General features: G+C 72.2%; 17 protein-coding genes and 1 pseudogene. 13 read left to right on the forward strand and 5 right to left on the reverse strand.

What is annotated here, in order from left to right:
• The first annotated feature begins 48 nt into the window (after positions 1-48).
• The 3 genes from chvE (at position 49) to mmsB (ending at position 4,021) form a co-directional block, all read left to right on the forward strand.
• A complete protein-coding gene (gene chvE, locus AVL62_RS09970) occupies positions 49-1,206 on the forward strand; it encodes a multiple monosaccharide ABC transporter substrate-binding protein (protein ID WP_058891793.1) in 1,158 nt (385 codons plus the stop codon).
• Between the two features lie 101 nt (positions 1,207-1,307).
• Positions 1,308-2,852: a multiple monosaccharide ABC transporter ATP-binding protein gene (gene mmsA, locus AVL62_RS09975; RefSeq protein WP_058891483.1), complete on the forward strand. Its 1,545-nt coding sequence runs from the start codon at positions 1,308-1,310 to the stop codon at positions 2,850-2,852.
• Positions 2,849-4,021 carry a multiple monosaccharide ABC transporter permease gene (gene mmsB / locus AVL62_RS09980; protein ID WP_058891484.1) on the forward strand — a complete coding sequence of 391 codons (1,173 nt, stop codon included), beginning with the start codon at positions 2,849-2,851 and terminating at the stop codon, positions 4,019-4,021. Before mmsA ends, mmsB begins: the two co-directional genes overlap by 4 nt.
• Before the next feature lie 37 nt (positions 4,022-4,058).
• Here mmsB and AVL62_RS09985 read toward each other — a convergent pair whose 3' ends face one another.
• The gene (locus tag AVL62_RS09985) at positions 4,059-4,874 is read right to left on the reverse strand and encodes a L,D-transpeptidase family protein (protein WP_235585650.1); all 816 of its coding nucleotides are present in this window, start codon (positions 4,872-4,874) and stop codon (positions 4,059-4,061) included.
• 178 nt (positions 4,875-5,052) lie between these two features.
• Between AVL62_RS09985 and AVL62_RS09990 the strand changes: the two genes are divergently transcribed.
• From AVL62_RS09990 to AVL62_RS10000, 3 genes are read left to right on the forward strand one after another with little or no spacing between them, the layout of a single operon-like run.
• The gene (locus AVL62_RS09990) at positions 5,053-6,357 is read left to right on the forward strand and encodes an ABC transporter substrate-binding protein (protein ID WP_058891485.1); all 1,305 of its coding nucleotides are present in this window, start codon (positions 5,053-5,055) and stop codon (positions 6,355-6,357) included.
• Positions 6,357-7,265 carry a carbohydrate ABC transporter permease gene (locus AVL62_RS09995; RefSeq protein ID WP_058891486.1) on the forward strand — a complete coding sequence of 303 codons (909 nt, stop codon included), beginning with the start codon at positions 6,357-6,359 and terminating at the stop codon, positions 7,263-7,265. Before AVL62_RS09990 ends, AVL62_RS09995 begins: the two co-directional genes overlap by 1 nt.
• Position 7,266: 1 nt before the next feature.
• The gene (locus tag AVL62_RS10000; protein ID WP_058891487.1) at positions 7,267-8,100 is read left to right on the forward strand and encodes a carbohydrate ABC transporter permease; all 834 of its coding nucleotides are present in this window, start codon (positions 7,267-7,269) and stop codon (positions 8,098-8,100) included.
• A gap of 69 nt (positions 8,101-8,169) precedes the next feature.
• Here AVL62_RS10000 and AVL62_RS10005 read toward each other — a convergent pair whose 3' ends face one another.
• Together AVL62_RS10005 and AVL62_RS10010 are read right to left on the reverse strand one after the other, a co-directional pair.
• Positions 8,170-11,451, reverse strand: a complete 3,282-nt coding sequence (locus AVL62_RS10005; RefSeq protein WP_058891488.1) for a DEAD/DEAH box helicase — start codon at positions 11,449-11,451, stop codon at positions 8,170-8,172.
• Positions 11,452-11,538: 87 nt separating this feature from the next.
• Positions 11,539-12,396 (reverse strand): alpha/beta fold hydrolase, encoded by an 858-nt coding sequence (locus tag AVL62_RS10010; protein WP_058891489.1) that lies wholly within the window; start codon positions 12,394-12,396, stop codon positions 11,539-11,541.
• A gap of 193 nt (positions 12,397-12,589) precedes the next feature.
• Between AVL62_RS10010 and AVL62_RS18220 the strand changes: the two are divergent.
• Positions 12,590-13,525 (forward strand): annotated as a pseudogene (locus AVL62_RS18220) (DEAD/DEAH box helicase); the annotation flags it as partial.
• Between the two features lie 746 nt (positions 13,526-14,271).
• On the opposite strand, the gene icmF reads toward AVL62_RS18220, so the two are convergent.
• On the reverse strand, positions 14,272-17,553 hold the full coding sequence (gene icmF, locus AVL62_RS10020; RefSeq protein WP_235585651.1) for a fused isobutyryl-CoA mutase/GTPase IcmF: 3,282 nt from the start codon (positions 17,551-17,553) through the stop codon (positions 14,272-14,274).
• A 254-nt stretch (positions 17,554-17,807) separates the two neighbouring features.
• Between icmF and AVL62_RS10025 the strand changes: the two genes are divergently transcribed.
• The 6 genes from AVL62_RS10025 to AVL62_RS10050 all read left to right on the forward strand — a co-directional run bounded on the left by AVL62_RS10025 (position 17,808) and on the right by AVL62_RS10050 (position 24,326).
• Positions 17,808-19,154: an ABC transporter substrate-binding protein gene (locus AVL62_RS10025; protein ID WP_235585652.1), complete on the forward strand. Its 1,347-nt coding sequence runs from the start codon at positions 17,808-17,810 to the stop codon at positions 19,152-19,154.
• An 84-nt stretch (positions 19,155-19,238) separates the two neighbouring features.
• Entirely contained in the window at positions 19,239-20,219 is a 981-nt protein-coding gene (locus AVL62_RS10030; protein ID WP_058891492.1) for a carbohydrate ABC transporter permease, read from the forward strand.
• Complete coding sequence (locus AVL62_RS10035) at positions 20,216-21,154, forward strand: carbohydrate ABC transporter permease (RefSeq protein WP_058891493.1); 939 nt, start codon at positions 20,216-20,218, stop codon at positions 21,152-21,154. The genes AVL62_RS10030 and AVL62_RS10035 overlap by 4 nt, the downstream gene beginning before the upstream one ends.
• Before the next feature lie 71 nt (positions 21,155-21,225).
• The gene (locus tag AVL62_RS10040; protein ID WP_235585653.1) at positions 21,226-22,104 is read left to right on the forward strand and encodes a DUF1295 domain-containing protein; all 879 of its coding nucleotides are present in this window, start codon (positions 21,226-21,228) and stop codon (positions 22,102-22,104) included.
• 9 nt (positions 22,105-22,113) lie between these two features.
• Positions 22,114-23,508 (forward strand): UTP--glucose-1-phosphate uridylyltransferase, encoded by a 1,395-nt coding sequence (locus AVL62_RS10045; RefSeq protein ID WP_058891495.1) that lies wholly within the window; start codon positions 22,114-22,116, stop codon positions 23,506-23,508.
• The gene (locus AVL62_RS10050; protein WP_058891496.1) at positions 23,505-24,326 is read left to right on the forward strand and encodes a helical backbone metal receptor; all 822 of its coding nucleotides are present in this window, start codon (positions 23,505-23,507) and stop codon (positions 24,324-24,326) included. The genes AVL62_RS10045 and AVL62_RS10050 overlap by 4 nt, the downstream gene beginning before the upstream one ends.
• Positions 24,327-24,368: 42 nt before the next feature.
• On the opposite strand, the gene AVL62_RS10055 is transcribed toward AVL62_RS10050, so the two are convergent.
• A complete protein-coding gene (locus tag AVL62_RS10055) occupies positions 24,369-25,376 on the reverse strand; it encodes a LacI family DNA-binding transcriptional regulator (RefSeq protein WP_058891497.1) in 1,008 nt (335 codons plus the stop codon).
• Position 25,377 lies beyond the last annotated feature (1 nt).

The following is a 25,377-nucleotide window of genomic DNA, read 5'->3' on the forward strand; positions in this document are numbered from 1 at the left end:
CCACCCGCACCCGCACCCGCGGGGCGACACCACAAGGAGACACCCATGATGATCCGTAGGTACACCGCCATCGCCGCCGGTGCCACGCTCGCCCTCAGCCTCGCGGCCTGCGGCGGCGAGGGTGCGGGCAGCGGCAGCGCCGACGAGGGCAGCGAGTCCGGCGGCGGAGGGGGCGAGGGCGGCACCGTCGGTGTCGCCATGCCCACCCAGACCTCCGAGCGCTGGATCGCCGACGGCAACGCCGTCGAGGCCGGGCTGACCGAGGCCGGCTACGACGTCGACCTGCAGTTCGCCAACGACGACATCCCCACCCAGAGCCAGCAGATCGACCAGATGATCACCAACGGGGCGGACGCCCTGGTCATCGCCGCGATCGACGGCACCGCGCTCTCCAGCCAGCTCGACGCCGCCGCCGCCGCGGGCATCCCGGTCATCTCCTACGACCGCCTCATCCGGGACAGCGAGAACGTCGACTTCTACGTCACCTTCGACAACTACAACGTGGGCGTGCAGCAGGCCACCGCGCTGCTGGTCGGCCTCGGCATCCTCAACGAGGACGGCTCGGAGGGTGACGCCGAGGGGCCGTTCAACATCGAGCTGTTCGCCGGGTCCCTGGACGACAACAACGCCCACTTCTTCTGGGACGGGGCGATGGACACCCTCCAGCCGTACATGGACGACGGCACCCTCGAGGTGCCCTCCGGCCAGACCGACATCGAGCAGGCGGCCACCCTGAGGTGGCAGCAGGAGACCGCCCAGCGGCGCATGGAGGACCTGCTGACCAGCACCTACAGCGACGGCACCGAGCTGCACGGCGTGCTCTCGCCCTACGACGGCCTGTCTCGCGGCATCATCACCGCGCTGCGCAGCGACGGCATGGGCGACACGATCGAGGACGGCCTGCCCATCGTCTCCGGCCAGGACGCGGAGATCGCCTCGGTCAAGCTCATCAACGACGGCGTCCAGCACTCGACGATCTTCAAGGACACCCGCAAGCTCGCCGACCAGGCCGTGGTCACGGTCGAGGCCTACATGGCCGACGAGGAGGCCGAGGCCAACGACACCGAGAGCTACGACAACGGCGTCAAGGTCGTGCCCTCGTTCCTGCTGGAGTCCGACATCGTCTACCAGGACAACATCACCGAGCTGCTCATCGACTCCGAGTACTGGACCCAGGAGGAGGTCGAGTCCGGCGTCGCCGAGTGACCCCTCTGCCCGACCGCTCCTGACCCGTCGCGACGACGGGTCAGGAGCGACCACTCCCCCACCACCGCACACCGCGGCGGTGGCCCTCCGTGAGGAGCTCCATGAGCGACACCATCCTGGAGATGCGCGGGATCACCAAGACGTTCCCCGGCGTGAAGGCGCTGGAGGACGTGACCCTGGAGGTCCGGCGCGGCGAGATCCACGCCATCTGCGGCGAGAACGGCGCCGGCAAGTCGACCCTGATGAAGGTGCTGTCCGGCGTCTACCCGCACGGCACCTACGACGGCGACATCCTGCTCGAGGGCGAGTCCGTCCGCTTCTCCTCGATCAACGACAGCGAGGCCAGCGGCGTCGTCATCATCCACCAGGAGCTCGCCCTGGTCCCGCACCTGTCGATCGCCGAGAACATGTACCTCGGCAACGAGCGGCGCGGACGCGGCGGGCTCATCGACTGGCACCGGACCAACCGGGACGCCACCGAGCTCATGGACCGGGTCGGCCTGCACGAGCTGCCGGTGACCAAGATCGGCCACGTCGGCGTCGGCAAGCAGCAGCTGGTCGAGATCGCCAAGGCGCTGTCCAAGGACGTGCGCCTGCTCATCCTGGACGAGCCCACGGCCGCCCTCAACGACAACGACTCCGAGCACCTGCTCGGGCTGCTGCGGCAGCTGCGCGACCAGGGGGTCACCTGCATCATGATCTCGCACAAGCTGGGCGAGATCGCCGACATCGCCGACCGGACGACGATCATCCGGGACGGTCGCACCATCGAGACCCTCGACATGAGCGAGCCCGACGCCACCCAGGACCGGATCATCCGCGGGATGGTCGGGCGCGATATGGAGCACCGCTACCCCGAGCGGGAGCCGCACGTGGGCGAGGAGATGCTCCGGGTGGAGGAGTGGCGGGTCCACCACCCCACGCAGGCCGACCGGGTGGTCATCGAGGACGCCAGCTTCTCGGTCCGCGCCGGTGAGGTCGTCGGCATCGCCGGCCTCATGGGCGCGGGGCGCACCGAGCTGATGATGAGCATCTTCGGGCGCAGCTACGGCCGCGGGATCTCCGGCCGGGTCCTCAAGCAGGGCCGGGAGATCGACGTGTCGACGGTCTCCCGGGCCATCGGCCACGGCATCGCCTACGCGACGGAGGACCGCAAGGCCTACGGGCTGAACCTCATCGACGACGTGCGGCACAACACCTCGGCCGCCGGTCTGGACAAGCTGTCCCGGCTGGGCTGGGTCAACGGCCTGGAGGAGCTCAAGGTCGCCCAGGACTACCGGCGCGACCTCAACACCCGCACCCCCAGCGTGCTCAACAGCGTGGGCAAGCTCTCCGGCGGCAACCAGCAGAAGGTCGTGCTCGCCAAGTGGCTCTTCACCGATCCCGACGTGCTCATCCTCGACGAGCCCACCCGCGGCATCGACGTGGGGGCGAAGTACGAGATCTACACGATCATCAACCGGATGGTCGCGGCCGGCAAGGCGGTCGTCGTCATCTCCTCCGAGCTGCCCGAGCTGCTCGGCATCAGCGACCGCATCTACACCCTGGCCTTCGGCCGGATCACCGGTGAGCTGCCCGTCGCCGAGGCGACCCAGGAACGCCTCATGTCCCTCATGACCATGGACAAGGAAGGTGCCGCCCGATGACCGGGACGCTCAACCTCAAGGAACTGCTCACCAGCAACATCCGCCAGAGCGGCATCCTGCTGGCGCTGGTGGTGATCGTCGCGTTCTTCTCCGTCCTGCAGCCGACCTTCCTCACCCCCGGCAACCTCACCAACATCGTGCTGCAGTACTCCTACATCCTCATCCTCGCCATCGGGATGATCATCGTCATCATCGGCGGGCACATCGACCTGTCCGTGGGCTCGCTCGTGGCCCTCACCGGCGCGACCGCGGCGGTGGTCTCGATCCGCAGCGGGATGCCCTGGTGGGTCGGGGTCCTGGCGGCCCTGGCGGTGGGCGTCCTGGCCGGGTGCTGGCAGGGGTTCTGGGTGGCCTACGTCGGGATCCCCGCCTTCATCGTCACCCTCGCCGGCATGCTCATCTTCCGCGGCCTGACCTTCCAGGTGCTCGACAACGTCTCGCTCTCCCCCTTCGGCGGCACCTACTACCAGATCGCCAACGGCTTCCAGAACGGCATCCTGGGCGGCTACGGCGTGGACGTCTTCACCCTGGTGATCTTCGCGATCGCGGTGCTCGGGTATGCCGTCAACGCGTGGCGCCAGCGCCGCGCCGCGCTCGCCTACGAGCAGGAGGTCGGCGCGCTGCCGCTCTTCGTGCTGAAGATCGTCGCGGTCGGGGCGGTCGTCATGTGGTTCGGCTACCAGCTGGCCCAGAGCCGGGGTCTGCCCAACGTGCTCATCCTGCTGGCGGTGCTCATCCTCATCTACGGGCTGGTCACGCAGAAGACCGTCTTCGGCCGCAACGTCTACGCCATCGGTGGCAACCTCACCGCCGCCAAGCTCTCCGGTGTCAAGGTGAAGAAGGTCAACTTCCTCATCTTCGTCAACATGGGGCTGCTCTCGGGCATCGCCGGTGTGGTGTTCTCCTCGCGGATGAACGGCGCCCAGCCCGGTGCGGGCAACATGTTCGAGCTGGACGCGATCGCCGCATGCTTCATCGGCGGGGCCGCGGTGACCGGCGGTGTCGGCCGGGTCACCGGGGCGATGATCGGCGGACTCATCATGGCGGTGATGTCCAACGGCATGCAGCTCATGGGCGCCGAGCAGTCGACCCAGCAGCTCGTCAAGGGCCTGGTGCTGCTGCTCGCGGTCGCCTTCGACGTCTACAACAAGCGGCGCGCCGGGAACTGAGCCGGACCCTCGCGGCCGGGTGGTACCGGGTCGTCCGTCAGAGCACGACGACCCGGTCACCCGGGCCCAGCAGTCCCTGCGACCAGAACATCTCCATGGCGTCGACCGAGATCCGGGCGCAGCCGTGCGAGGCCGGGACCGGCGGGATGGACTGCGAGCCGTGCACCGCGTAGTTGCCGTGGTAGTACATGGGCCGGTACATCTTGCCCAGCTCGCCGTCCTGCCAGCCCTCGCTGTGCGTCAGCCACACGGTGAAGTCCCCGGTCGGGGTCCGCGCGTCGTACTCGCGGTCCTCGAACTCGTAGGGCTCGCCGTTGCCGGTCGAGGTGTTGAGGGTCATCAGCGTCGCGCCGCCCCGGACGACGAGCAGCAGCTGGGAGGCCAGGTGGACCTCGACGTGGTCCCCGCCGTAGGCCGGCGCCGGACGGTAGCCGGTCGCCAGCGCCCCGCGGGTTCCGGGGCCGACGACCCCGTCACGCCAGAGGCCGTGCGCCTTCTGCACCGCCCACACGGCCTGCTGGGTGAGGTGACCGAAGCCGCCGTCCGGCTCCCCGCACCAGTACCCGGCCGCGCCCAGCTGCTCCTGGAGCACCCAGACGGCCTCTCCCCCGCTGCCCCGCTGCAGGACCGGCGGAGGGGGCGGCTCGACCGGCTCGGGCTCCGGCTCCGGCTCGGGCTCCGGCTCGGGTTCGGGCTCCGGCTCGGGCGGGAGGGCGAACACGTCGCCGGAGTCCTCCAGACCCCCGACCACAGCCCCCGCCATGAGGCCCGCGCCACCCTGCACGAGCGTCCGTCGGGGCAGCGGTGCGGTCCGGAGCCGCCCGGCCCACGACGCATACCTCTGCCTGCGCATGTGTGTCCCCTTCGTCTGCTTCCTGGTCAGTAGACGCGGCGGCACCCCCGGGAGGTGGCCCGCCGCTCCCGATGTTGCCGAATCGTGATGTGGACGCTCGCGCGCGCCCCAGCCCCGGGGCGCGCATATGCTGCACCACACCCCAGGTTGTCACACACCGCGCCCAAGGAGGACCACCATGGCCCGCCCGCACCGACCGCTGCCCTCCCTCTCCCGCCGGAGGGTGCTCGCCCTGGGCGGCGTCGGCGCGCTCGGTGCCTCGCTCGCCGCCTGCGGGGACAACACCGGTCGCGGTGGCTCCACGGGCCCGGACGGCGCCGGATCCAGCGGCGGGGGGCGACCCCGGATCGCCCAGTGGTACCACCAGTACGGCGAGGCGGGCACGCAGGAGGCCGTCGAGCGGTATGCCGCGGACTACGAGCCCGCCGACGTCACCGTCTCGTGGAAGCCCGGTGACTACGACCAGTCCACGGCGGCCTCGCTGCTCACCGACTCCGGTCCCGACGTCTTCGAGTACGGCAACGGCCCGACGATCGACATGATCCGCGGTGACCAGGTGGCCGACCTCACCGACCTCTTCGGCGACACCCTCGACGACTTCACCCCCTCCCTCATCGAGCGGATGACCTATGACGGCAAGGTGTGGGCCGTCCCCCAGGTCGTCGACACGCAGGTGCTCGTCTACCGCCGCAGCCTCCTCGAGCAGGCCGGGATCGAGCCGCCGCAGCAGATCTCCGAGCTGGTGGAGGCGGCCCGGGAGCTGACCCGCGACGACGTCAAGGGACTGTTCCTCGGCAACGACGGCGGCGCGGGGCTGCTCGGTGGCCCGATGCTGTGGGCGGCGGGGCTGGACTACCTCGACGGCGAGCAGGTCGGTTTCGACAGTGCGGGGGCGCCCGAGGCCCTCTCGGTGCTGCGGACGCTGTGGACCGACGAGACCGTGCTGCTGGGGCAGGCCAAGGACTGGTTCGACCCCGACGCCCTCACCTCCGGGCGCGCGGCGATGCAGTGGACCGGACTCTGGACCTTCCCGATGATCGCCGAGGCGCTCGGTGACGACTTCGGCGTCATCCCGTGGCCTGCCATGGAGGGCGGCGCCCCCTCGGTCCCCGTGGGGGCCTACGGGTCCTGCGTCTCGACCCGCGCGCGCGACGTGCAGGCGGCCCAGGACTTCGTGCGGTGGCTGTGGATCGAGCAGACCGACAAGCAGCTGGACTTCGCCACCGCCTACGGGTTCCACCTGCCCTCGCGCACCAGCCTGGTGCCGGAGGCCGACGTGCTGTCCTCCGGTCCGGCCGCGGACGCGGCGGGCTACGTCGCCGAGCACGGGCACGCGCAGACCCCGTTGCTGTGGACCCCCCAGAGCGCGACCGCCTGGAGCGACATGATGAACCGCATCGTGCGCGACGGCGCGGACCCGCAGGCCGAGCTGGACGCCCTCGTGCCCGTCGTCGAGGCCGAGCTGGAGCGGGTCACCGGCTGATGCTCGCGCGGCTTCGCGGTCGCCAGGACGTCAATGTGTGGTTCTGGGTCTTCGTCGGCCCGTTCTTCGCCGGCCTGGTGCTGTTCATCTACGTCCCCATCGGCTGGAGCGTCTACCTCTCCTTCTTCGAGGCCTACAACACCGTCACCCCGACCGAGTTCGTCGGGCTGGCGAACTACCGCGACATGCTCACCGACCAGGCGTTCCGGGACTCGCTGCTGACCTTCGTCGTCTTCGCCGCGTTCATCGTGCCCACCACCTTCGCCCTGTCGCTGCTCACGGCCCTTCTCGTGGCACGCACCCGGGTGATGCAGGCGTTCTTCCGGTCGGTCTTCTTCCTGCCGGTCGCCTGCTCCTACGTCGTGGCGGCGCTGGTCTGGAAGATGTCGATCTTCTCCGGCATGAGCTCCGGGGCGGTCAACGCCCTGCTCGGCCTGGCCGGGGTCAGCCCCGTCCCGTGGCTCTCGATCACCGACCCGCCGTGGTACTGGCTCGTCATCGTGTCCGCGCGGCTCTGGTTGCAGGTCGGTTTCTACATGATCCTCTTCCTGGCCGCCCTGCAACGGGTCCCGGCGACCCTCTACGAGGCGGCGGCCATCGACGGTGCCGAGGGGTGGCAGGTCTTCCGGCACATCACCTGGCCCCAGCTGCTGCCGGCCTCCACGGCGGTGCTCCTGCTGCTGCTCATCAACGCCTTCCAGGCCTTCGACGAGTTCTACAACATCCTGGCCGGCTTCGGCGGCTACCCGCCCTACGCCCGCCCACCGCTGGTGTACCTCTACTACACCGCGCTCGGCAGCGGGCAGAACTTCGGCGACGGCAGCGCGGGCGCGGTCATCCTCACCGTCCTCATCGCGGCGGTCGCGCTGGCCCAGACCCGGCTCCTGCGTCTCGGCGGGAGGGACTGAGATGCTGCACGAACGTCGACGCCACGCCGTGCTCCGCCGCAGCCTGCTCCTCGTCGGCACAGCGCTCTTCCTCGTGCCGTTCTACCTGCTGCTGCGCGGCGCGTTCAGCACCGAGGCGGACCTCACCTCGGCCACCTGGCACTGGCTCCCTCCCACCTGGGAGTGGGGCAACCTGGCGGCCGTCTTCGACAACAGCACCGTCCCGCTGGGCCGGGCCCTGCTCAACAGCACCGTCATCGCGGTCAGCCAGACGCTCGGGGTCCTGGTGCTCTCCGGGATGGCCGGCTACGGGCTGGCCCGGATCCCCTACCGCTGGTCGAACGCCGTCTTCTGGCTCATCACGGTGACCCTGCTCATCCCTGCCGCCGTGACCTTCGTGCCGAGCTTCGTGCTCGTCTCCTCCCTCGGGTGGATCTCGACCCTGCGCGGGCTCATCGTGCCGGGGCTGTTCCAGGCGCTGGCGACCTTCCTCTTCCGCCAGTTCTTCCTCTCCTTCCCCCGCGAGATCGAGGAGGCGGCCGCGCTGGACGGGCTGTCCTGGTGGGGCACCTTCTGGCGGGTGGTCGTGCCCAACTCCGGCGGCTTCGCCGCGGCGATCGGGACGATCACCTTCATCGGCTCCTGGAACGCCTTCCTGTGGCCGCTGGTCATCGGGCGCACCCCCGAGTCGTGGACCGTGCAGGTCGCGCTGTCGACGTATCTCACCGCCCAGACCTCGCAGGTCAGCCTGCTGTTCATGGCGGCGCTGGTGGCGATCCTGCCGCTGCTGCTGATGTTCCTGCTCCTGCAGCGGTGGATCGTCCAGGGCGTCGAGCGCACCGGCATCAGCGACTGAGGCCCGCGCCCCGCCCCTCCCTGGCCCCGACCCATAGCCTGTGAGGCCACCCCGGGCCACGCTGGCGGATCACCCCTCGAGGAGCCCACGGATGTCCTCGGCCGTGACCACGGCCGAACCGAACTCGCCGGCGTCCACGACGCTGGTGAACAGCCGCCGCTTGCGCTCCTGCAGGGCCACGACCTTCTCCTCGATGGTGCCGGTCGAGACCAGCCGGTAGACGTGCACCGTCCGGTGCTGGCCGATGCGGTGGGTCCGGTCGACGGCCTGCGCCTCCGCGGCGGGGTTCCACCACGGGTCGAGCACGAAGACGTAGTCCGCCTCCGTCAGCGTCAGCCCGACCCCGCCCGCCTTGAGACTGATGAGGAAGGCCGGCTGCTCACCCTCGCGGAAGGAGGCGATGCGCGCCGCGCGGTCCCGGGTGCGGCCGTCGAGGTAGACGTAGCCGATACCGGACGCGTCCAGGGCGTCCCGCACGAGCGCGAGGTAGCTCGTGAAGCTGGAGAAGACCAGGGCGCGGTGCCCCTCGGCGGCGAGCGCGGTGAGCCGCTCGACCACCGCGGTCACCTTGGCCGAGGTCGCCAGGCCGGCGTGCGCCTCGTCGAGCAGCGCCGGGTCGAGCGAGAGCTGGCGCAGCATGGTCAGGGCCCGCAGGATCTTGACGCGGTTCTTGTCGAGGTCAGCCAGCAGCCCCAGCACGCGCTGCCGCTCCCGCTGCAGGTGCTGGTCGTAGATGCGACGGTGCGCGGGATGAAGGTCGACCGCCAGCGTCTGCTCGATCTTGTCAGGCAGGTCGGCGGCCACCTGGGCCTTGGTGCGGCGCAGCAGGAAGGGACGGATCCGTCGTCGCAGCCGGGCCAGCTCCTCGGGCGCGGAGCCGGACTCGATCGGGGTGCGGTAGCGCTGCGTGAAGGCCTCCGGCCGCGGGAAGAGCCCGGGGGCCGCCAGCGACGTCATCGACCAGAGGTCCATGAGGGTGTTCTCCAGGGGGGTGCCCGTCATCGCGAAGGTGCGGGACGCCCCCAGCCGCCGCACCGCCTGGTAGGTCGCCGAGCGCCGGTTCTTCACCACCTGGGCCTCGTCGAGCACCGCGGCGCTCCACGGCATCGCGCGGTAGTCCTCGGCCTCCAGCCGCAGGAGGGTGTAGGAGGTGATGACGAGGTCCGCCGCCCCGACGGCGCTCGCGAGGTCCGTGCCGCGACGCCTGCGGGTGGCCGTGATGGTGGCGGTGCGCAGGTGCGGGGCGAAGCGCTCGGCCTGCTCGGCCCAGGCGGTCACCACGCTCGTGGGGGCGACGACCAGCACTGGCCCCTCCGCGAGGTCGGCGCGGTGCTCGGCCCGGACCACCATCGCCAGCGCCTGCAGGGTCTTGCCGAGCCCCATGTCGTCGGCGAGGATCCCGCCGAGGCCGGCGTCCCACAGGGCGCACAGCCAGCGGTAGCCCTCGAGCTGGTAGGGCCGCAGCGTGGCCCGCAGGTCCGGCGGCGCCACGACGTGCCCCCGGTCGCCGTCGCCGATCGCGAGCAGCGCGTCGACCCGCTCGGCCCACCGTCCGCCCTGCTCCTGCACCACCCCCAGCTCGACCAGCTCCTCCCACAGCCCCGCCTGGTAGGGGGTCAGCCGCAGCAGGGAGGCGTCGTCCTCGTCCTCCACCAGCTCACGCGCCTCCTCGATGAGCCGGCGCAGGGTGCGCAGCTCGGGCTGGTCCAGGCGCAGCCACAGGCCGCTGTCGAGCAGCAGGACGTCCTGACCGGCCGCCAGCGCGGCGAAGAGCTGCTCGAAGGGGACCTCCTGCCCGTCGACGGTGACGCTGACGTGGAGGTCGAACCAGTCGCCCTCCCCCGCCTCGGTGGTGGTGAGGTGCACCACCGGGTCCTCCGCGGCCTCCTCGTAGGTCGCCAGCTCACCGTGCACCAGGACGTCGAGGCCCTCGTGCTGCTGCAGCGCGGGCAGCACCTCGCCCGCGAAGCGCGCGGTCGCGAGCCCGGTGAGGACCGACCTCGGGCGCAGCCGCACCGACCCGGCCGGGCCGTTGGCGAACACCGCCGGGGACGTCTCGAGGAGCGGCAGCACCGCCGCCACCGCGGCCTGCTCGGCCTCCTCGTCCCGGGCGAGCTCCTCGGGCCCCCCGTCCAGGCCGACCACGACGGTGTCCGGCTCCCCCTCGACGGTCGGGACGGCATACCCGAAGGTCCACCGCAGGTGCAGGACGTGGCCGGGCTCGGGGGTGACCTCGAGCCGCAGCCGCGGCGGACGGTCGGCCGCGGTCACGACGCTGCCGTCGCTGGAGGTGAGCCCGACGTGGCGCGCGAGGGCGGGGTAGTAGCGGGCGAGGAAGCGCCCCACCTGGTCGGGGGGGACCTCCAGCGAGGTGGCGCCCTCGAGCAGGCCGGCCACCGGCTCGGGCACCGACCCCCGCAGGGGCCACAGGGTGAGCCGGTCCTCGGCGTCGACCCAGCCCAGCCCGTGGGCCGGGCGGCCCACGAGGAAGCGCCTGCCCCCGGTCGGCGGTGCGCCGTCGAGGTCCACCTCCGGCGCGAGGGTGAGGGCCCCGTCGTCGCCGCGGACGAGGTCCAGACCGACCGCGGCCGACCCCTCCCCCAGCTCGACCCCGGCGACCCCCTGCCCGGCGACGAGGGGGATCCCCGCCTCCTGCACCTGCCTCAGCACCGGCCAGGCGACGGCGCCGATCGCCCCGAGGGGCAGCTCCTTGGCGGAGGCGTAGAAGTAGCCGAACCCCGAGCTCCTGCCCAGCGCGGCCAGCTGGCCCAGCAGCGCCCGGTGCTCCGGGTCCACCTCGGCCCCGGACCAGCGGTTCGTCAGGTCGTCCCAGCCCACGCCCTGCCCCACCCACGGCTTGCTGCGGCCGGGCCGCACCGGGGCCAGGGTCACCCGGGCGGACTCCTCCCGGCCACCGGGCCCCCGGGTGAGCGACACCTGCAGCCCCAGCCGGTGCCGGGTCGCGCCGGTGTCCGGCGCGGGGCGGACCAGCGGGGCCAGCGCGGCCTCCCACCCCGGTGCCGCGGGCGGGTCCGAGCGCAGCCGGGCGCGGGCGGTCAGCAGGACGGCGACCGCGTGCTTGCAGTCCTGGACCACGGGGCAGCTGCACTGCCCGCTCCACACGACGATGTCGCGGTCGTGCACGCGCACCACCGTCTGGTAGACCCGCCCCCCGGAGCCCACCACGGTGCCGACCAGGGCGCCCCCGTCGGGACCGGTGACCAGGGTGCGGACGTGGCCGGCGTCGGCATACCCCCGGCCGCGGGCCAGGGTCAGCTCGCCGACCTCGGCCCTCAGGTCGGCGTCGCCGACGCGCAGCACCCACCCCGCGGCGGACAGGTTGGGCGACATGGACCGAGCCTAGGGCCGGGGACCGACAGGTCGACGGGCTCGTCCACAGGCGGGCGGAGCACCGGTCGGCCCGGGAGCGTCCCGTCCTCAGCCGGCTCCCGCGGCCGGGTCTGGCGCCGCGCCGCACCGCAGCAGGACCTCCTGGGCGAGCTCGGTGGGTCGGCGCTCGGGCAGCCAGTGGCCGGCGTCCAGCTCGACGAACCGGTAGGGGCCGGTCACGGCGCGGGCGGTGCGCTCGGCGGCAGCCCGGCCCAGGAAGGGGTCGCCGGATCCCCAGACCAGGGTGGTCGGCACCGGGACCCGGCCGACCGGCCGGCCGCCGGGGCGGGCGGCCGCGCGGTACCAGCCCACCGGGCCGCGCAGGGCGGCCCGGGTGCCCAGCCGTGCGGCGTAGCGACGCGCGTCGGCAGCCGGGAGGCCGGTCCGGACCAGGGCACCGCGGCGCAGGGCGCGCGCCATGACGAGCTCGGGCAGGACCGGGACCTGGAAACCGGCGATGTACCAGCTGCGCCGGGCCTGGTCGGCGTGCCGCACGGCCCAGGCCAGCGCCCGGGGGTGGGGCGTGGAGGCGACGGTGAGCGTGGCCACGCGCTCGGGATGCCACGCGGCCAACGCCCAGGCGACGGCGCCGCCCCAGTCGTGCCCGGCGACGTGGGCGCGGTCCGCCCCGACGTGGTCCAGCAGCCCGAGCGCGTCCTCGACCAGCCGTTCCATGCGGTATGCCGCGACGCGCCGCGGACGCGCGCCCTCGGCATACCCCCGCTGGTGCGGAGCCAGGGTGCGCAGCCCCGCCGCGTGCAGCGCCGGGGACACCCGGTCCCAGGCCGTGCCGTCCTGGGGGAAGCCGTGCAGCAGCAGGACCACCGGCCCGCCCGGCGGGCCGCCGACCAGCGCCTCGTGGGTCAGCCCGTCCCGGGTGTACCGCAGGGTCTCCTCACCGCTCATGGGTCCATGATGGCGGGTGGGCAGCCCCGTCTGCGGTAGACTGGATCCAGCAGCCCGGACCGTCTCGCCCCGGACTGCCCGATCTCGCGGCCGACCGGCTGCCACGTTCGCGCCGCCTCCGGGCCTGGCGCCGGGTGGGACTCCGCACACGTCTCGAAAGCACCCTGTGACCTCTTCCTTCGCCGACCTCGGCGTGCCCACGACCCTCGCTTCCCTCCTCGCGGAGCGCGGCATCACCACCCCCACCCCCATCCAGGCCGCCACGCTGCCCGACTCGATGGCCGGCCGCGACGTCCTGGGCCGCGGCCGCACCGGCTCCGGCAAGACCTACGCCTTCCTGCTGCCCCTCGTCACCCGCCTCATGGCCGACCCGGGCGCCGGCCGCCGCCGGGGTCGCGCGCCCCGCGCGCTCGTCCTCGCCCCGACCCGCGAGCTGGCCGGGCAGATCGCCGCCTCGCTGGAGCCGCTGGCGGCTGCCGCCGGGCTGACCCACCTCACCGTCTTCGGCGGGGTCGGGCAGAACCCGCAGGTGCGGGCGCTGCAGGCCGGCATCGACGTCCTCGTCGCGTGCCCCGGCCGCCTCGAGGACCTCATCGGACAGGGGTATGCCGACCTGTCCGGGGTCGAGGTGACCGTGCTGGACGAGGCGGACCACATGGCCGACCTCGGCTTCCTGCCGGTCGTCCGGCGGCTGCTCGACCGCACGCCGCGGCAGGGCCAGAAGATGCTCTTCTCGGCCACCCTGGACGCCGGCGTCGACGTCATCGCCCGGCGTTACCTCAGCAGCCCGGTGACCCACCACGCCGACTCGGCGCAGTCGCCGGTCGAGGCGATGGACCACCACGTCCTGCACATCGACGCCGGGGATCGCCTGGCGGTGCTCACCGACCTCGGTGCCGCGCCCGGCCGCAAGGTGGTCTTCACCCGGACCAAGCACGGCGCCAAGAAGCTGGCCAAGCAGCTCAACGGCGCCGGCGTCCCGGCCGTGGAGCTGCACGGCAACCTCGCCCAGAACGCCCGCACCCGCAACCTCGACGCCTTCCACTCCGGCCGCGCCAGCACGCTGGTCGCGACGGACATCGCGGCCCGCGGCATCCACGTGGACGACGTCGCGCTGGTGGTGCACGCCGACCCGCCCGTGGAGCACAAGGCCTACCTCCACCGCTCGGGACGCACCGCCAGGGCCGGCAACGCCGGCACCGTGGTCACCCTCATGACCGACGACCAGGTGCGCGACGTGCGCTCCCTCACCCGCGCTGCGGGGATCAAGGCCACCACCACCAAGGCCCACTCCAGCCACCCGATCCTGCGCGAGCTGGCCCCGGGTGAGCGGGTGCTGACGCCCGGCGGGCTGGTCGTCGAGGTCCCGGCCCAGGGTGGCCAGGGCGCGCGGGGGCAGGGCGGCGGCGGTCGCTCCGGCCGGCGCCAGGGCGGCGGCGGTCAGTCCGGCTCCGGCCAGGGCGGTCGCGGCCAGGGCGGCGGGCGCTCCGGCGGCCAGGGCCGTTCGGGCGGCGGTCGCGGCCAGGGCGGCGGCTCCGGCTCCGGCGGTCAGGGCGGCGGGCGCTCCGGCGGCGGTCGTTCCGGTGGCCAGGGCGGCGGTCGTTCCAGCGGTCAGGGCGGCGGTCGTTCCGGCGGCGGGCGTTCCGGCGGCCAGGGCCGCGGACGCCAGGGCAGCTCCTCGGGCGGGTCGGTGGTGGCCTTCTCGACCTCCAGCGGGGGCGGCCGGCGCCGCTGAGCGGACCCGGCACCACCCATACCCAGAAGGTGTTCCTCTGACGTGATGCGTCACCGCGGAGGAACACCTTCTGCACAGAAGTGGGTCGGCTGTCCGGCCAGCTGCTCCAAACCAGCCCACCTGAGCCGGTGGGAGACCGCTCAGACGTTGCGGCGGTACTCCCCGCCCACCTCGAAGAAGGCCTCGGTGATCTGACCGAGGGTGCAGACCCGCGCCGCGTCCATGAGCACCGCGAAGACGTTGTCCCCGGCCATGGCCGCCTCCTTGAGCCGCGCCAGCGCCTCGGCCGCCTCGTCGGCGTGCGCCTCCTGGTAGGCCTGCACCCGCTCCAGCTGGGACTGCTTCTCCGCCTCGGTGGCCCGGGCCAGCTCCACCTCGACCTCCTCCCGCTCGGCCTCGGGCCGGCGGAAGGTGTTGACGCCGATGATCGGCAGCGAGCCGTCGTGCTTGCGGTGCTCGTAGAGCAGCGACTCGTCCTGGATCTTGCCGCGCTGGTACCCCGTCTCCATGGCGCCCAGCACCCCGCCCCGCTCGCTGATCCGGTCGAACTCGGCGAGCACGGCCTCCTCGACGAGGTCGGTGAGGTGGTCGATGACGAACGAGCCCTGGTTGGGGTTCTCGTTCATCGCCAGGCCCCACTCCTTGTTGATGATGAGCTGGATCGCGAGCGCCCGCCGCACGGACTCCCCGCTCGGCGTGGTGACCGCCTCGTCGTAGGCGTTGGTGTGCAGGCTGTTGGCGTTGTCGTAGATCGCGATGAGCGCCTGCAGCGTGGTGCGGATGTCGTTGAAGTCCATCTCCTGCGCGTGCAGGGACCGGCCCGAGGTCTGCACGTGGTACTTCAGCTTCTGGCTGCGCTCGTTGGCGCCGTACCGCTCGCGCATCGCGACCGCCCAGATCCGGCGCGCGACCCGTCCGATGACGGAGTACTCGATGTCCATGCCGTTGGAGAAGAAGAAGGACAGGTTGGGCGCGAAGGCGTCGATGTCCATCCCCCGGGCGAGGTAGGACTCGACGTAGGTGAACCCGTTGGCCAGGGTGAAGGCGAGCTGGCTGATGGGGTTCGCCCCGGCCTCGGCGATGTGGTAGCCCGAGATCGACACCGAGTAGAAGTTGCGCACCCCCTGCTCGATGAACCACTCCTGGACGTCGCCCATCATCCGCAGCGAGAACTCGGTGGTGAACAGGCAGGTGTTCTGCCCCTGGTCCTCCTTGAGGATGTCCGCCTGGACCGTGCCCCGGACGTTCTGCAGCGCGTAAGCGCGCAGCTCCTCGGCCTCCGCGCCGGAGGGCTCGCGGCCCTCCCGCTCGCGGAACGCGTCGGTCTGCTGGTCGATGGCGGTGTTGAGGAAGAACGCGAGCACCGTGGGCGCCGGGCCGTTGATCGTCATCGACACCGAGGTGGTGGGGTCGACCAGGTCGAACCCGTCGTAGAGCGCCTTCATGTCGTCGAGGGTCGCGATGGACACCCCGGAGGTGCCGACCTTGCCGTAGATGTCGGGCCGCTGCTCGGGGTCGTGCCCGTAGAGCGTGACCGAGTCGAAGGCGGTCGACAGCCGGGTCGCCGGCTGCCCCTCCGAGAGCAGCTTGAAGCGTCGGTTGGTGCGGAAGGGGTCGCCCTCGCCGGCGAACATCCGGGCCGGGTCCTCGTTGTCCCGCTTGAAGGCGAAGACGCCGGCGGTGTAGGGGAAGGACCCGGGGAGGTTCTCCCGGCGCCAGAAGCGGACCAGGGCCCCCGCCTCGTCGTAGGACGGCAGCGCCACCCGCGGTATGCGGTTGCCGCTCAGCGACTCCTTGGTCAGCCGGGTGTGGATCTCCCGGTCCCGGACCGTGACGACCTGCTCGTCGCCGGAGTAGGCCTCGACCCGCGCGGGCCAGCCCTCGAGCATCTCCCGCACCTCGGTGGGGACGTCCCTGCGCGCGGCGTCCAGCAGCTCGTCGAGGCCGTGGTCGCCGCCGGTGCCACCGGCCGCCGCGAGCTCGTCCGCGGTCTGCTCGAGCCGCTCCACCCGGCGGGCCGCGAGGGCGTAGCGCTCGGTGTCGGCGTGGTAGCCGCGCAGGGTCTCGGCGATGTCCGCGAGGTAGCGGACCCGTCGGGGCGGGACCACCTGACGGATCATCGAGGAGTGCCGGACGTCGACCGGCGGCAGCGCGCCCTCGCCCACCGGCAGGCCGTCCTCGGCCAGACGGTCCCGCAGGGCCTGGTACAGCGCGGTGACCCCGTCGTCGTTGAAGGTGGCCGCCGAGGTCCCGAAGACCGGCATGTCCTCGGGCCGGGCGCCGAAGGCCTCCCGGTTGCGCACCAGCTGGCGGCCGACGTCGCGCAGCGCGTCCATCGCCCCGCGCCGCTCGAACTTGTTGATGGCCACGACGTCGGCGAAGTCGAGCATGTCGATCTTCTCCAGCTGGCTGGCGGCGCCGAACTCCGGCGTCATGACGTAGAGGGAGGTGTCGACGAACGGCACGATGCCGGCGTCCCCCTGGCCGATCCCGGGCGTCTCCACGACGACGAGGTCGAAGCCGGCCGCCTTGAGCACGTCGATGGCGGCGGGCAGCGCCTCGGGCACCTCGGACTCCCCGCGCGTGGCCATGGACCGGAACATCGCCTGGCGACCGCCGATGGCGCCCATCCGGATGCGGTCGCCCAGCAGCGCGCCGCCGCCCTTGCGGCGGGTCGGGTCGATGGCGATGATCCCGATCCGCAGCCGGTCGCCCTGGTCGATCCGGAAGCGCCGCACCAGCTCGTCGGTCAGCGAGCTCTTGCCCGAGCCGCCGGTGCCCGTGATCCCGAGGACGGGCGCGCTGCTCTCCCGGGCGGCGGCGGCATACCGCTCCCGGTCGTCGGCCGGGAGGGAGCCCAGCTCGGCACCGGTGATGGCCCGGGCCACGGCGGTGCGGCTCCCGGCGAGCACGTCGTCGACCGCCGCCGGGCCGACCTGCCACATGTCGTAGTCCGCGTCGGTGATGACCTGGTTGATCATCCCCGGCAGGCCGAGGCGCTGGCCGTCCTCCGGGGAGAAGATCGTCACGCCGGCCTCCCGCAGCCGGGTGATCTCCTCCGCGACGATGACGCCCCCGCCGCCGCCCACGACCTTGACGTGCCCGGCCCCGGCCTCGCGCAGCTGCTCGACGAGGTACTCGAAGTACTCGACGTGCCCGCCCTGGTAGGAGGAGACCGCGACCGCGTTGGCGTCCTCGTCGAGGACGGCCTCGACCACCTCGGCGACCGACCGGTTGTGCCCGAGGTGGACGACCTCGGCGCCCTGGCTCTGCATGATCCGGCGCATGATGTTGATCGAGGCGTCGTGGCCGTCGAAGAGGCTCGCCGCGGTGACGATCCGGACCGGGTGCTCCGGGCTCCGGAGCGCCGGGGGCCCGCTGGTCGCGTCGGCGGCGCTGGCCGCGCCGTGGTCGTTCTTCACCGTGCATCTCCTCGTCGAGCGGGTGCCGTGCTCCTCGATGGTAGTGGAGGACGCACGCGTGATTGACGCGCCCGTCAAGGTCAGGCTCCCCTCCGCGCGCCGCATCGTTACGCAGACGTGACGTCAGAGCCTTGATCGGCCGGTCCGGGGATGTTGGGATGACCACAGGGCCGGGGTCACCCCTGGGCCGTGGCCTGTTCCCTGTGAGAAAGGACGGCGCGACGATGCGCAGTAAGACGACCCGGAGGTTGGCGATGGCCACCTCACTCGGCCTGGCCGGCGTGACGCTGGCGGCGTGCGGCTCCGGCGGCGGTTCCGGCGGCGGGGAGGACGTCGACGAGGCGCTCTCCTCGGTGGACGTGGCCTGCGAGCCGTACGAGGAGTACGGCGACCTGGAGGGCACCTCCGTGAGTGTCTACACCTCGATCGTCTCCCCCGAGGACCAGGCCCACATCGACGCCTTCACCCCCTTCGAGGACTGCACCGGTGTGACGGTGGAGTACGAGGGGTCCCGGCAGTTCGAGACCCAGCTGCCGGTGCGGCTGGAGTCCGGGAACGCCCCGGACATGGCCTACGTCCCGCAGCCGGGCCTCGTGGAGCGCCTCGTCACCGACTTCCCCGACTCGGTCTTCCCGGTCGGTGAGCAGGCCGAGGCGAACGTCGACGAGTACTACAACGAGTCCTGGAAGGGCTACGGCAGCGTCGACGGCACCTACTACGCCGCCCCGCTGGGCGCCAACGCGAAGTCCTTCGTGTGGTACTCGCCCGGCGCCTTCGAGGAGAACGGCTACGAGGTGCCCGAGACGTGGGACGACCTCATGGCCCTGTCCGAGCAGATCGCCTCCGACCACCCGGACGCCAAGCCGTGGTGCGCCGGCATCGAGTCCGGCAACGCGACGGGGTGGCCCGCCACGGACTGGCTCGAGGACATGATGCTGCGGACCGCCGGCCCCGACGTCTACGACCAGTGGGTCGAGCACGAGATCCCCTTCAACGACCCCCAGGTCGCGGAGGCGCTGGACATGGCCGGCCAGGTCCTCAAGGACGAGAACATGGTCAACGGCGGGCTGGGCGGTGTCGAGTCCATCGCCACGACGCCGTTCGGCGAGGCGGGCCTGCCGATCCTCGACGGGTCCTGCTTCCTGCACCGCCAGGCGTCGTTCTACCAGGCCAACTGGCCGGAGGGGACGAACGTGGCCGAGGACGGCGACGTCTTCGCCTTCTACCTGCCGGGCAACGACACCGAGTCCCAGCCGCTGCTCGGCGGTGGCGAGTTCACCCTGATGTTCGCCGACCGCCCCGAGGTGCAGGCGCTGCAGGCCTACCTCGCCAGCCCGGAGTGGTCCAACGCCAAGGCGAAGGTCTCCCCTCCCGGGTGGGTGTCGGCGAACTCCGGGCTCGACCCGGCCAACCTGAAGTCCCCCATCGACCAGCTGGCCTACGAGCTGCTGACCGACGAGGCGACGACGTTCCGGTTCGACGGATCCGACCTCATGCCGGCCGCCGTCGGCACCGGGAGCTTCTGGACCGGGATGACCAACTGGATCACGGGTGAGGACACCCAGTCCGTGCTCGACTCGATCGAGAACAGCTGGGACTGACCGGTCGACGGTGTCGGGGGCGGGCGGCAGATCTCATCGCCCGCCCCCGCGCCGTCCTGGTCCCCACCAGGAGGTACGTACGCCATGGAGTTCCTGCTCAACACCGGCACGCCGGTCGAGAAGTTCATCGTCATGGGCATCGCCATCCTGCTCTTCGTGGCAGTCATGGCCATCGTCCTGTTCCTCACCGACCGGCCGCGGATGCCGCAGTGGATCACCGTGCTGGCCTTCCTCGGGCCCGCCGCCGTGCTGGTCGTCTTCGGCCTCGTCTACCCGGCCATCCGCACCATCATCAACTCGTTCCGCAGCGACAACGGCCAGGAGTGGGTCGCCCTCGCCAACTACGGTGACGTCTTCGGCAACTCGGCCCTGCGCCTGGTCCTGCTGAACACCGTGCTCTGGGTCATCCTCGTCCCGCTGGTCTCTACCGCCGTGGGCCTGGTCTACGCCGTCCTCGTGGACCGGACCCGTTTCGAGAAGCTCGCCAAGACGCTGGTGTTCCTCCCCATGGCCATCTCGATGGTCGGGGCGAGCATCATCTGGAAGTTCGTCTACGACTTCAAGCCCACCGAGCGCCCCCAGACGGGCCTGGCCAACCAGCTGCTCGTCTGGCTCGGCTTCGACAGCCAGCAGTTCCTGCTGACCTGGCCCTGGAACACCTTCTTCCTCATCGCGGTCATGGTCTGGATCCAGTCCGGCTTCGCGATGACGATCCTGTCCGCGTCCATCAAGGCCATCCCGGACGACATCATCGAGGCCGCCAAGCTGGACGGGGTGACGAACTGGCAGATGTTCCGCTCGGTCACCGTCCCCTCCATCCGGCCGGCCGTGGTCGTGGTCATCACCACCATCGCCATGGCCACCCTGAAGGTCTTCGACATCGTCTTCACCATGACCGGGGGCAACTTCGACACCTCGATCGTGGCCAACGAGTTCTACACCCGCAGCTTCGTGCGGGGCGAGGGCGGGATCGGCGCCACCCTGGCCGTGCTGCTGTTCGTCATGGTCATCCCGATCGTCGTCTACAACGTCCGCCAGATGAAGCTTGCAGAGGAGCAGCGATGAGCCAGGCGACCACCGTCCCGGACGTCCCCGGGCCGGCACCGACGAAGAGCACCGGACCGCGCAAGCTCACCAAGGCCGAGCAGCGGGCGGTGGACGCCAAGACGCGGCTGTCCTCGCCGTGGGCCAGCGTCATCGCGATCGTCATCGCGATCCTCTGGTCGGTCCCGACCCTCGGTCTGTTCGTGACCTCGTTCCGGCCCGAGATCGACATCCGGACCTCCGGCTGGTGGACCTTCTTCGGCGACCCGGCCGTCACGTGGGCCAACTACGACGCCGTCCTCTACGGAGGCGCGACGAACTTCATCGACGTCTTCGTCAACACGATCGTCATCACCCTGCCCGCCGTGATCATCCCGATCACGCTGGCCCTGCTGGCCGCATACGCCTTCGCCTGGCTGGACTTCCCCGGGCGCAACATGCTGTTCGTGGCGGTCTTCGCGCTGCAGATCGTGCCGATCCAGATCACCATGATCCCGCTGCTGACGCAGTACAACAACTGGGGCATCGTCGGGTCCTTCTGGCCGATCTGGCTGTCGCACACGATCTTCGCCCTGCCGCTGGCCATCTTCCTGCTGCACAACTTCATGATGGACATCCCCCGGTCCCTCATCGAGGCGGCACGGGTCGACGGGGCCGGCCACGTCAAGATCTTCTTCCAGGTGCTGCTGCCGCTCCTCGTCCCGGCCATCGCGGCCTTCGGCATCTTCCAGTTCCTCTGGGTCTGGAACGACCTCCTGGTGGGTCTGGTCTTCGGCTCCGCCCAGGAGGTCGCTCCCCTCACCGTCCGGCTGGCCGACCTCACGGGCACGCGGGGCACGGCGTGGCACCTGCTCTCGGCGGGCGCGTTCGTGGCCATGGTCGTGCCGGTGACGGTCTTCCTCCTGCTGCAGCGGTACTTCGTGCGCGGTCTGCTGGCCGGAGGCGTCAAGGGCTGAGGGTTGCCCGACCACCAGCCCGGCGCGGGAGGCGGCCCGCGCCGGCACCGGCCGAGGTCACCGTGAGACAGGTGTCGCTGGCCGGACTGGCCACCGTCGCGGGGCTGCTGCTCGCCCTCGCCGCCGCGGACGGCGGGCAGCGGCTCCCGGGCGGGCTCCCCGTCGTCCTGGCTCTCGTCGTGGTGGCCTACGCCCTCAACTGGATGGTCTACGTCCCGTCCTTCCTGCGCCGGACCGAGCGCTTCTTCGACCTCACCGGGTCGCTCACCTTCGGGCTGGTGACGGTGCTCGCGCTGGTCCTCACCGCCGAGCGGGACGCGCGCACCTGGGTGCTCGCCGGCGTGGTGCTGGTGTGGGCCGCGCGGCTGGGGACCTTCCTGTTCCGGCGGGTCACCCGGGCCGGCAAGGACGGCCGTTTCGACGAGCTCAAGCAGAGCTGGTCCGGCTTCCTCATGGCGTGGACGGTGCAGGCGCTGTGGGTGACCTTCACGGCCGGTGCGGCCCTGGCGGCGATCACCTCCGGCGACCGTGCCCCGCTGGGTGTCCTGGCGTGTGCCGGGGTCGTGGTCTGGGTGGGCGGCCTCGCCGTCGAGGCCCTCGCGGACGCCCAGAAGGCGGCCTTCCGGGCCGACCCGCGACACGAGGGCGAGTTCGTCCGGGGCGGTCTGTGGTCGTGGTCGCGCCATCCGAACTACGTCGGGGAGGTCCTGGTGTGGACCGGGGTGGCCCTGGTCGCGGCGGCGCCACTCGTCGGGTGGCAGCACGTCACCCTCGTCTCCCCCGTGCTCGTCTACCTGCTGCTGCGCTTCGGCAGCGGGGTGCCCGCCCTGGAGCGGCGCGCCGACGAGCGGTGGGGCGGGCGCGACGACTACGAGGCCTGGAAGGCGCGGACCCCGGTCTTCTTCCCCGTCCGGTCGGGTCGGGCCGCCCGGGAGGAGCACCGTCGGTAGGTTGGTCCCATGAGCACCAGCGCGAGCGCACCCGGACGTCAGCAGGCCCTGGACCGGATGGCGGAGGCCGGCGTCAGCCAGCCGGCCCGCGACACCTTCGCCCGGCACTACGACCACCTGGCGGCCGGGGAGACCGGCCTCATCGCGGAGGCGGACGTCGAGCCGGCGCTGCCGTCGGCGCACCTCGAGGACGTCGAGGTGGAGGAGCCGGAGGCCCGCGAGGCCCTCGCCGCCACCGCGGTCATCACCCTCAACGGGGGCCTGGGCACGTCCATGGGGCTGGCCGGTCCGAAGTCCCTGCTGCCGGTGCGCGACGGGCTCACCTTCCTCGACATCACCGTCCGGCAGGTCCTCGCCCTGCGCGAGCGCTTCGACGTCGCCCTCCCCCTCGTGCTCATGAACAGCTTCTCCACCCGCGAGGCGACCCTGGAGGTGCTGGAGCGCTACCCCGAGCTGCCCGCGAGCGACCTCCCCCTGGACTTCGTGCAGAGCCAGGAGCCCAAGCTGCGTGCCGACGACCTGACCCCCGTCACGTGGGAGGCCGACCCACGCCTCGAGTGGTGCCCGCCCGGGCACGGGGACCTCTACCCCTCGCTGCTCGCCAGCGGCCTGCTGGACCAGCTGCTCGACGGGGGCTTCCGGTACGCCTTCGTCTCCAACGTGGACAACCTCGGGGCGGTGGCCGACGGGCGGGTCGCGGCGTGGTTCGCGGCCAGCGGCGCGGGGTTCGCCGCCGAGGTGTGCCGGCGCACCGAGATGGACAAGAAGGGCGGGCACCTCGTGCGTCGCCGCGCCGACGGCCGGCTCGTGCTGCGCGACACCGCGCAGACCGCCGAGGACGAGATGGTCCACTTCATGGACGGCGACAGGCACCCCTTCGTCAACACCAACAACCTGTGGTTCGACCTCGCCCGGCTGCGGGACATGCTCACCGAGCGCGACGGGGTCATGGAGCTGCCGCTCATCCGCAACGCCAAGACCGTGGACCCGACCGACAAGAGCTCCACCCCCGTCATCCAGATCGAGTCGGCGATGGGCAGCGCGGTCGAGCTCTTCGACGACGCCGCCGCCATCGCGGTCACCCGGGACCGCTTCGTCCCGGTCAAGACGACCAACGAGCTCGCGCTGCTGCGCTCGGACGCGTATGCCGTGGACGGCACGTCCTACCGGTTGAGCCGGACCGTCGACCCGGCGCCGGTGGTGGACCTCACCAAGGACTGCTACGGCATGATCGGCGACTTCGACGAGCGCTTCCCCCACGGGGTCCCCTCGCTGGTCGACGCCGAGCGCCTGGAGGTGGAGGGCGACTGGCGCTTCGGTGCCGGGGTCCGGGTCCAGGGCGTCGCCCACCTCGGCCCCGAGGGCGGCGAGGTCGAGGACGGGGCCACGCTGGGGCGCTCGTGAGGACCGTCCGCGACGACCTGGGCGGGGTCGCCGAGCTCCCGGAGGGCCCGGTGGAGCGGGTCGTCTCGCTGGTCCCCTCGCTCACCGAGGCCCTGGCGGCCACCCGACCCGCCGCCCTGGTCGGCGCCACCGACTGGTGCACCCATCCCGCCGACCTGGACGTCGCGCGGGTCCGGGGCACGAAGAACCCCGACCGCCGCGCCGTCGCCGCCCTGCAGCCCGACCTGGTCGTGTGCGTCCAGGAGGAGAACCGCGAGCTGGACGTGCAGCGGCTGCGCGCCGCGGGCACCCCGGTCTGGGTCGGGGTGGTGGAGTCGGTCGACGACGCGCTGCGGGTGCTCCGCCGGCTGCTCGTGGAGGTGCTGGGCTGGGGCGCGCCGGAGTGGCTGGTCCAGGTCGAGCGCCACTGGCGCGGACCGTCCCCGGCGTCCCCCGGCGCCGGTCCGGCCCCGGCACGCCCCCGGGTCGCGGTGCCGGTCTGGCGTGACCCGTGGATGGTCGTCGGTCCGCGCACCTTCACCAGCGACCTCCTCGACCGTGCGGGCCTGGACAACGTCTACGCCTCCGGGGGCGAGCGCTACCCGCGGGTGGAGTTGGCCGACCTGGACGCCGCCGGCGCCGACGTGGCGCTGCTGCCCGACGAGCCCTACGTCTTCACCGACGAGGACGGCCCCGAGGCCTTCGCCCGGACCCCGACCCGGCTGGTGAGCGGGCGGCTGCTGACCTGGTACGGCCCCTCGATGCTGGCGGCCGGCACCCTGCTCGACGAGGTCCGCGCCCAGGCCGTGGCCGGGTCGGGCGAGCCGGCCGGGTCCTAGCCGGGTCCTGGCCCGGGGCCTCGGGCCGGCCCCGGGCCGGCGCTAGGCGGTGCCGCCCTCCACGAGGTGCGTCGGCAGGACCCGGGAGGACACCGGACGGCCCGCCAGCAGCTCGCGCAGCATGACGGTGGCCTCCCGCGCCATCCGGTCCCCCGGGTTGGCGACGGTGGTGAGCCGGGGCACGGTGAGCTGCGCGGCCGGGGAGTCGTCGTAGCCGACCACGGCCACGTCGCCCGGCACGGCGCGACCGGCCGCCTGCAGCTCGCTGACGGCCGCGGCCGCCATGAGGTCGGAGGCGACGAAGACGCCGTCCAGGTCGCGGTGCGTCGCCAGGAGCCGGCGCATGGCCAGGCGGCCCCCCTCGGAGGAGAAGTCGCCGTGCTCGACCGCGTCGCCGGCCAGCCCCGCGGCGTCCAACGACTCCCGCCACCCCGCCAGCCGGTCCCGGCTCGCCGCCATGTCCACGGGGCCTGCGACCGTGCCGATCCGGCGGCAGCCACGGGCGACCAGCCGGTCGGTGGCCTGCCGGCCCCCGTCGACGTTGTCGAGGTCGACGAAGGGCAGCCCCTGCCCCGGCCCGGGAGGCCGACCGATCATGACCGTCGGCAGACCGATCTCGCTCAGCGCCGAGGTCACCCCGTCGTCCAGGTGCGCGCTCAGGACGATCGCGCCGTCGGTGTGGCCGCCCCGCAGCCACCGCTCGAGGCGGTCGGTGTCCCGGCCGGCCCGCCCGAGCACGAGCACCATCTGCAGCGGGGTCTCCTCCAACCCCTCGCTGATGCCGCGCAGCATCTCCATGATGACCGGGTCGGAGAACACCCGCTGGTCGGTCTCCGGGACGACGACCGCCACCGAGTCCGGTGCCCTCTTCACCAGGGCCCGGGCCGCCCGGTTGGGCCGGTAGCCCAGCTCGGTCACCGCCCTGGACACCGCCTCCCGGGCGGTGGCCCGCACCCGGGGGTCGGCGTTCACCACCCGCGACACCGTGGCCCGGGACACCCCGGCCCGTGCCGCGACGTCCTCCAGGGTGGGCGCCCGACGGGTGCTCACC

It is taken from the genome of Serinicoccus chungangensis (assembly GCF_001483745.1).
In the GTDB taxonomy this organism is placed as follows: Bacteria; Actinomycetota; Actinomycetes; order Actinomycetales; family Dermatophilaceae; genus Ornithinicoccus; species Ornithinicoccus chungangensis_A.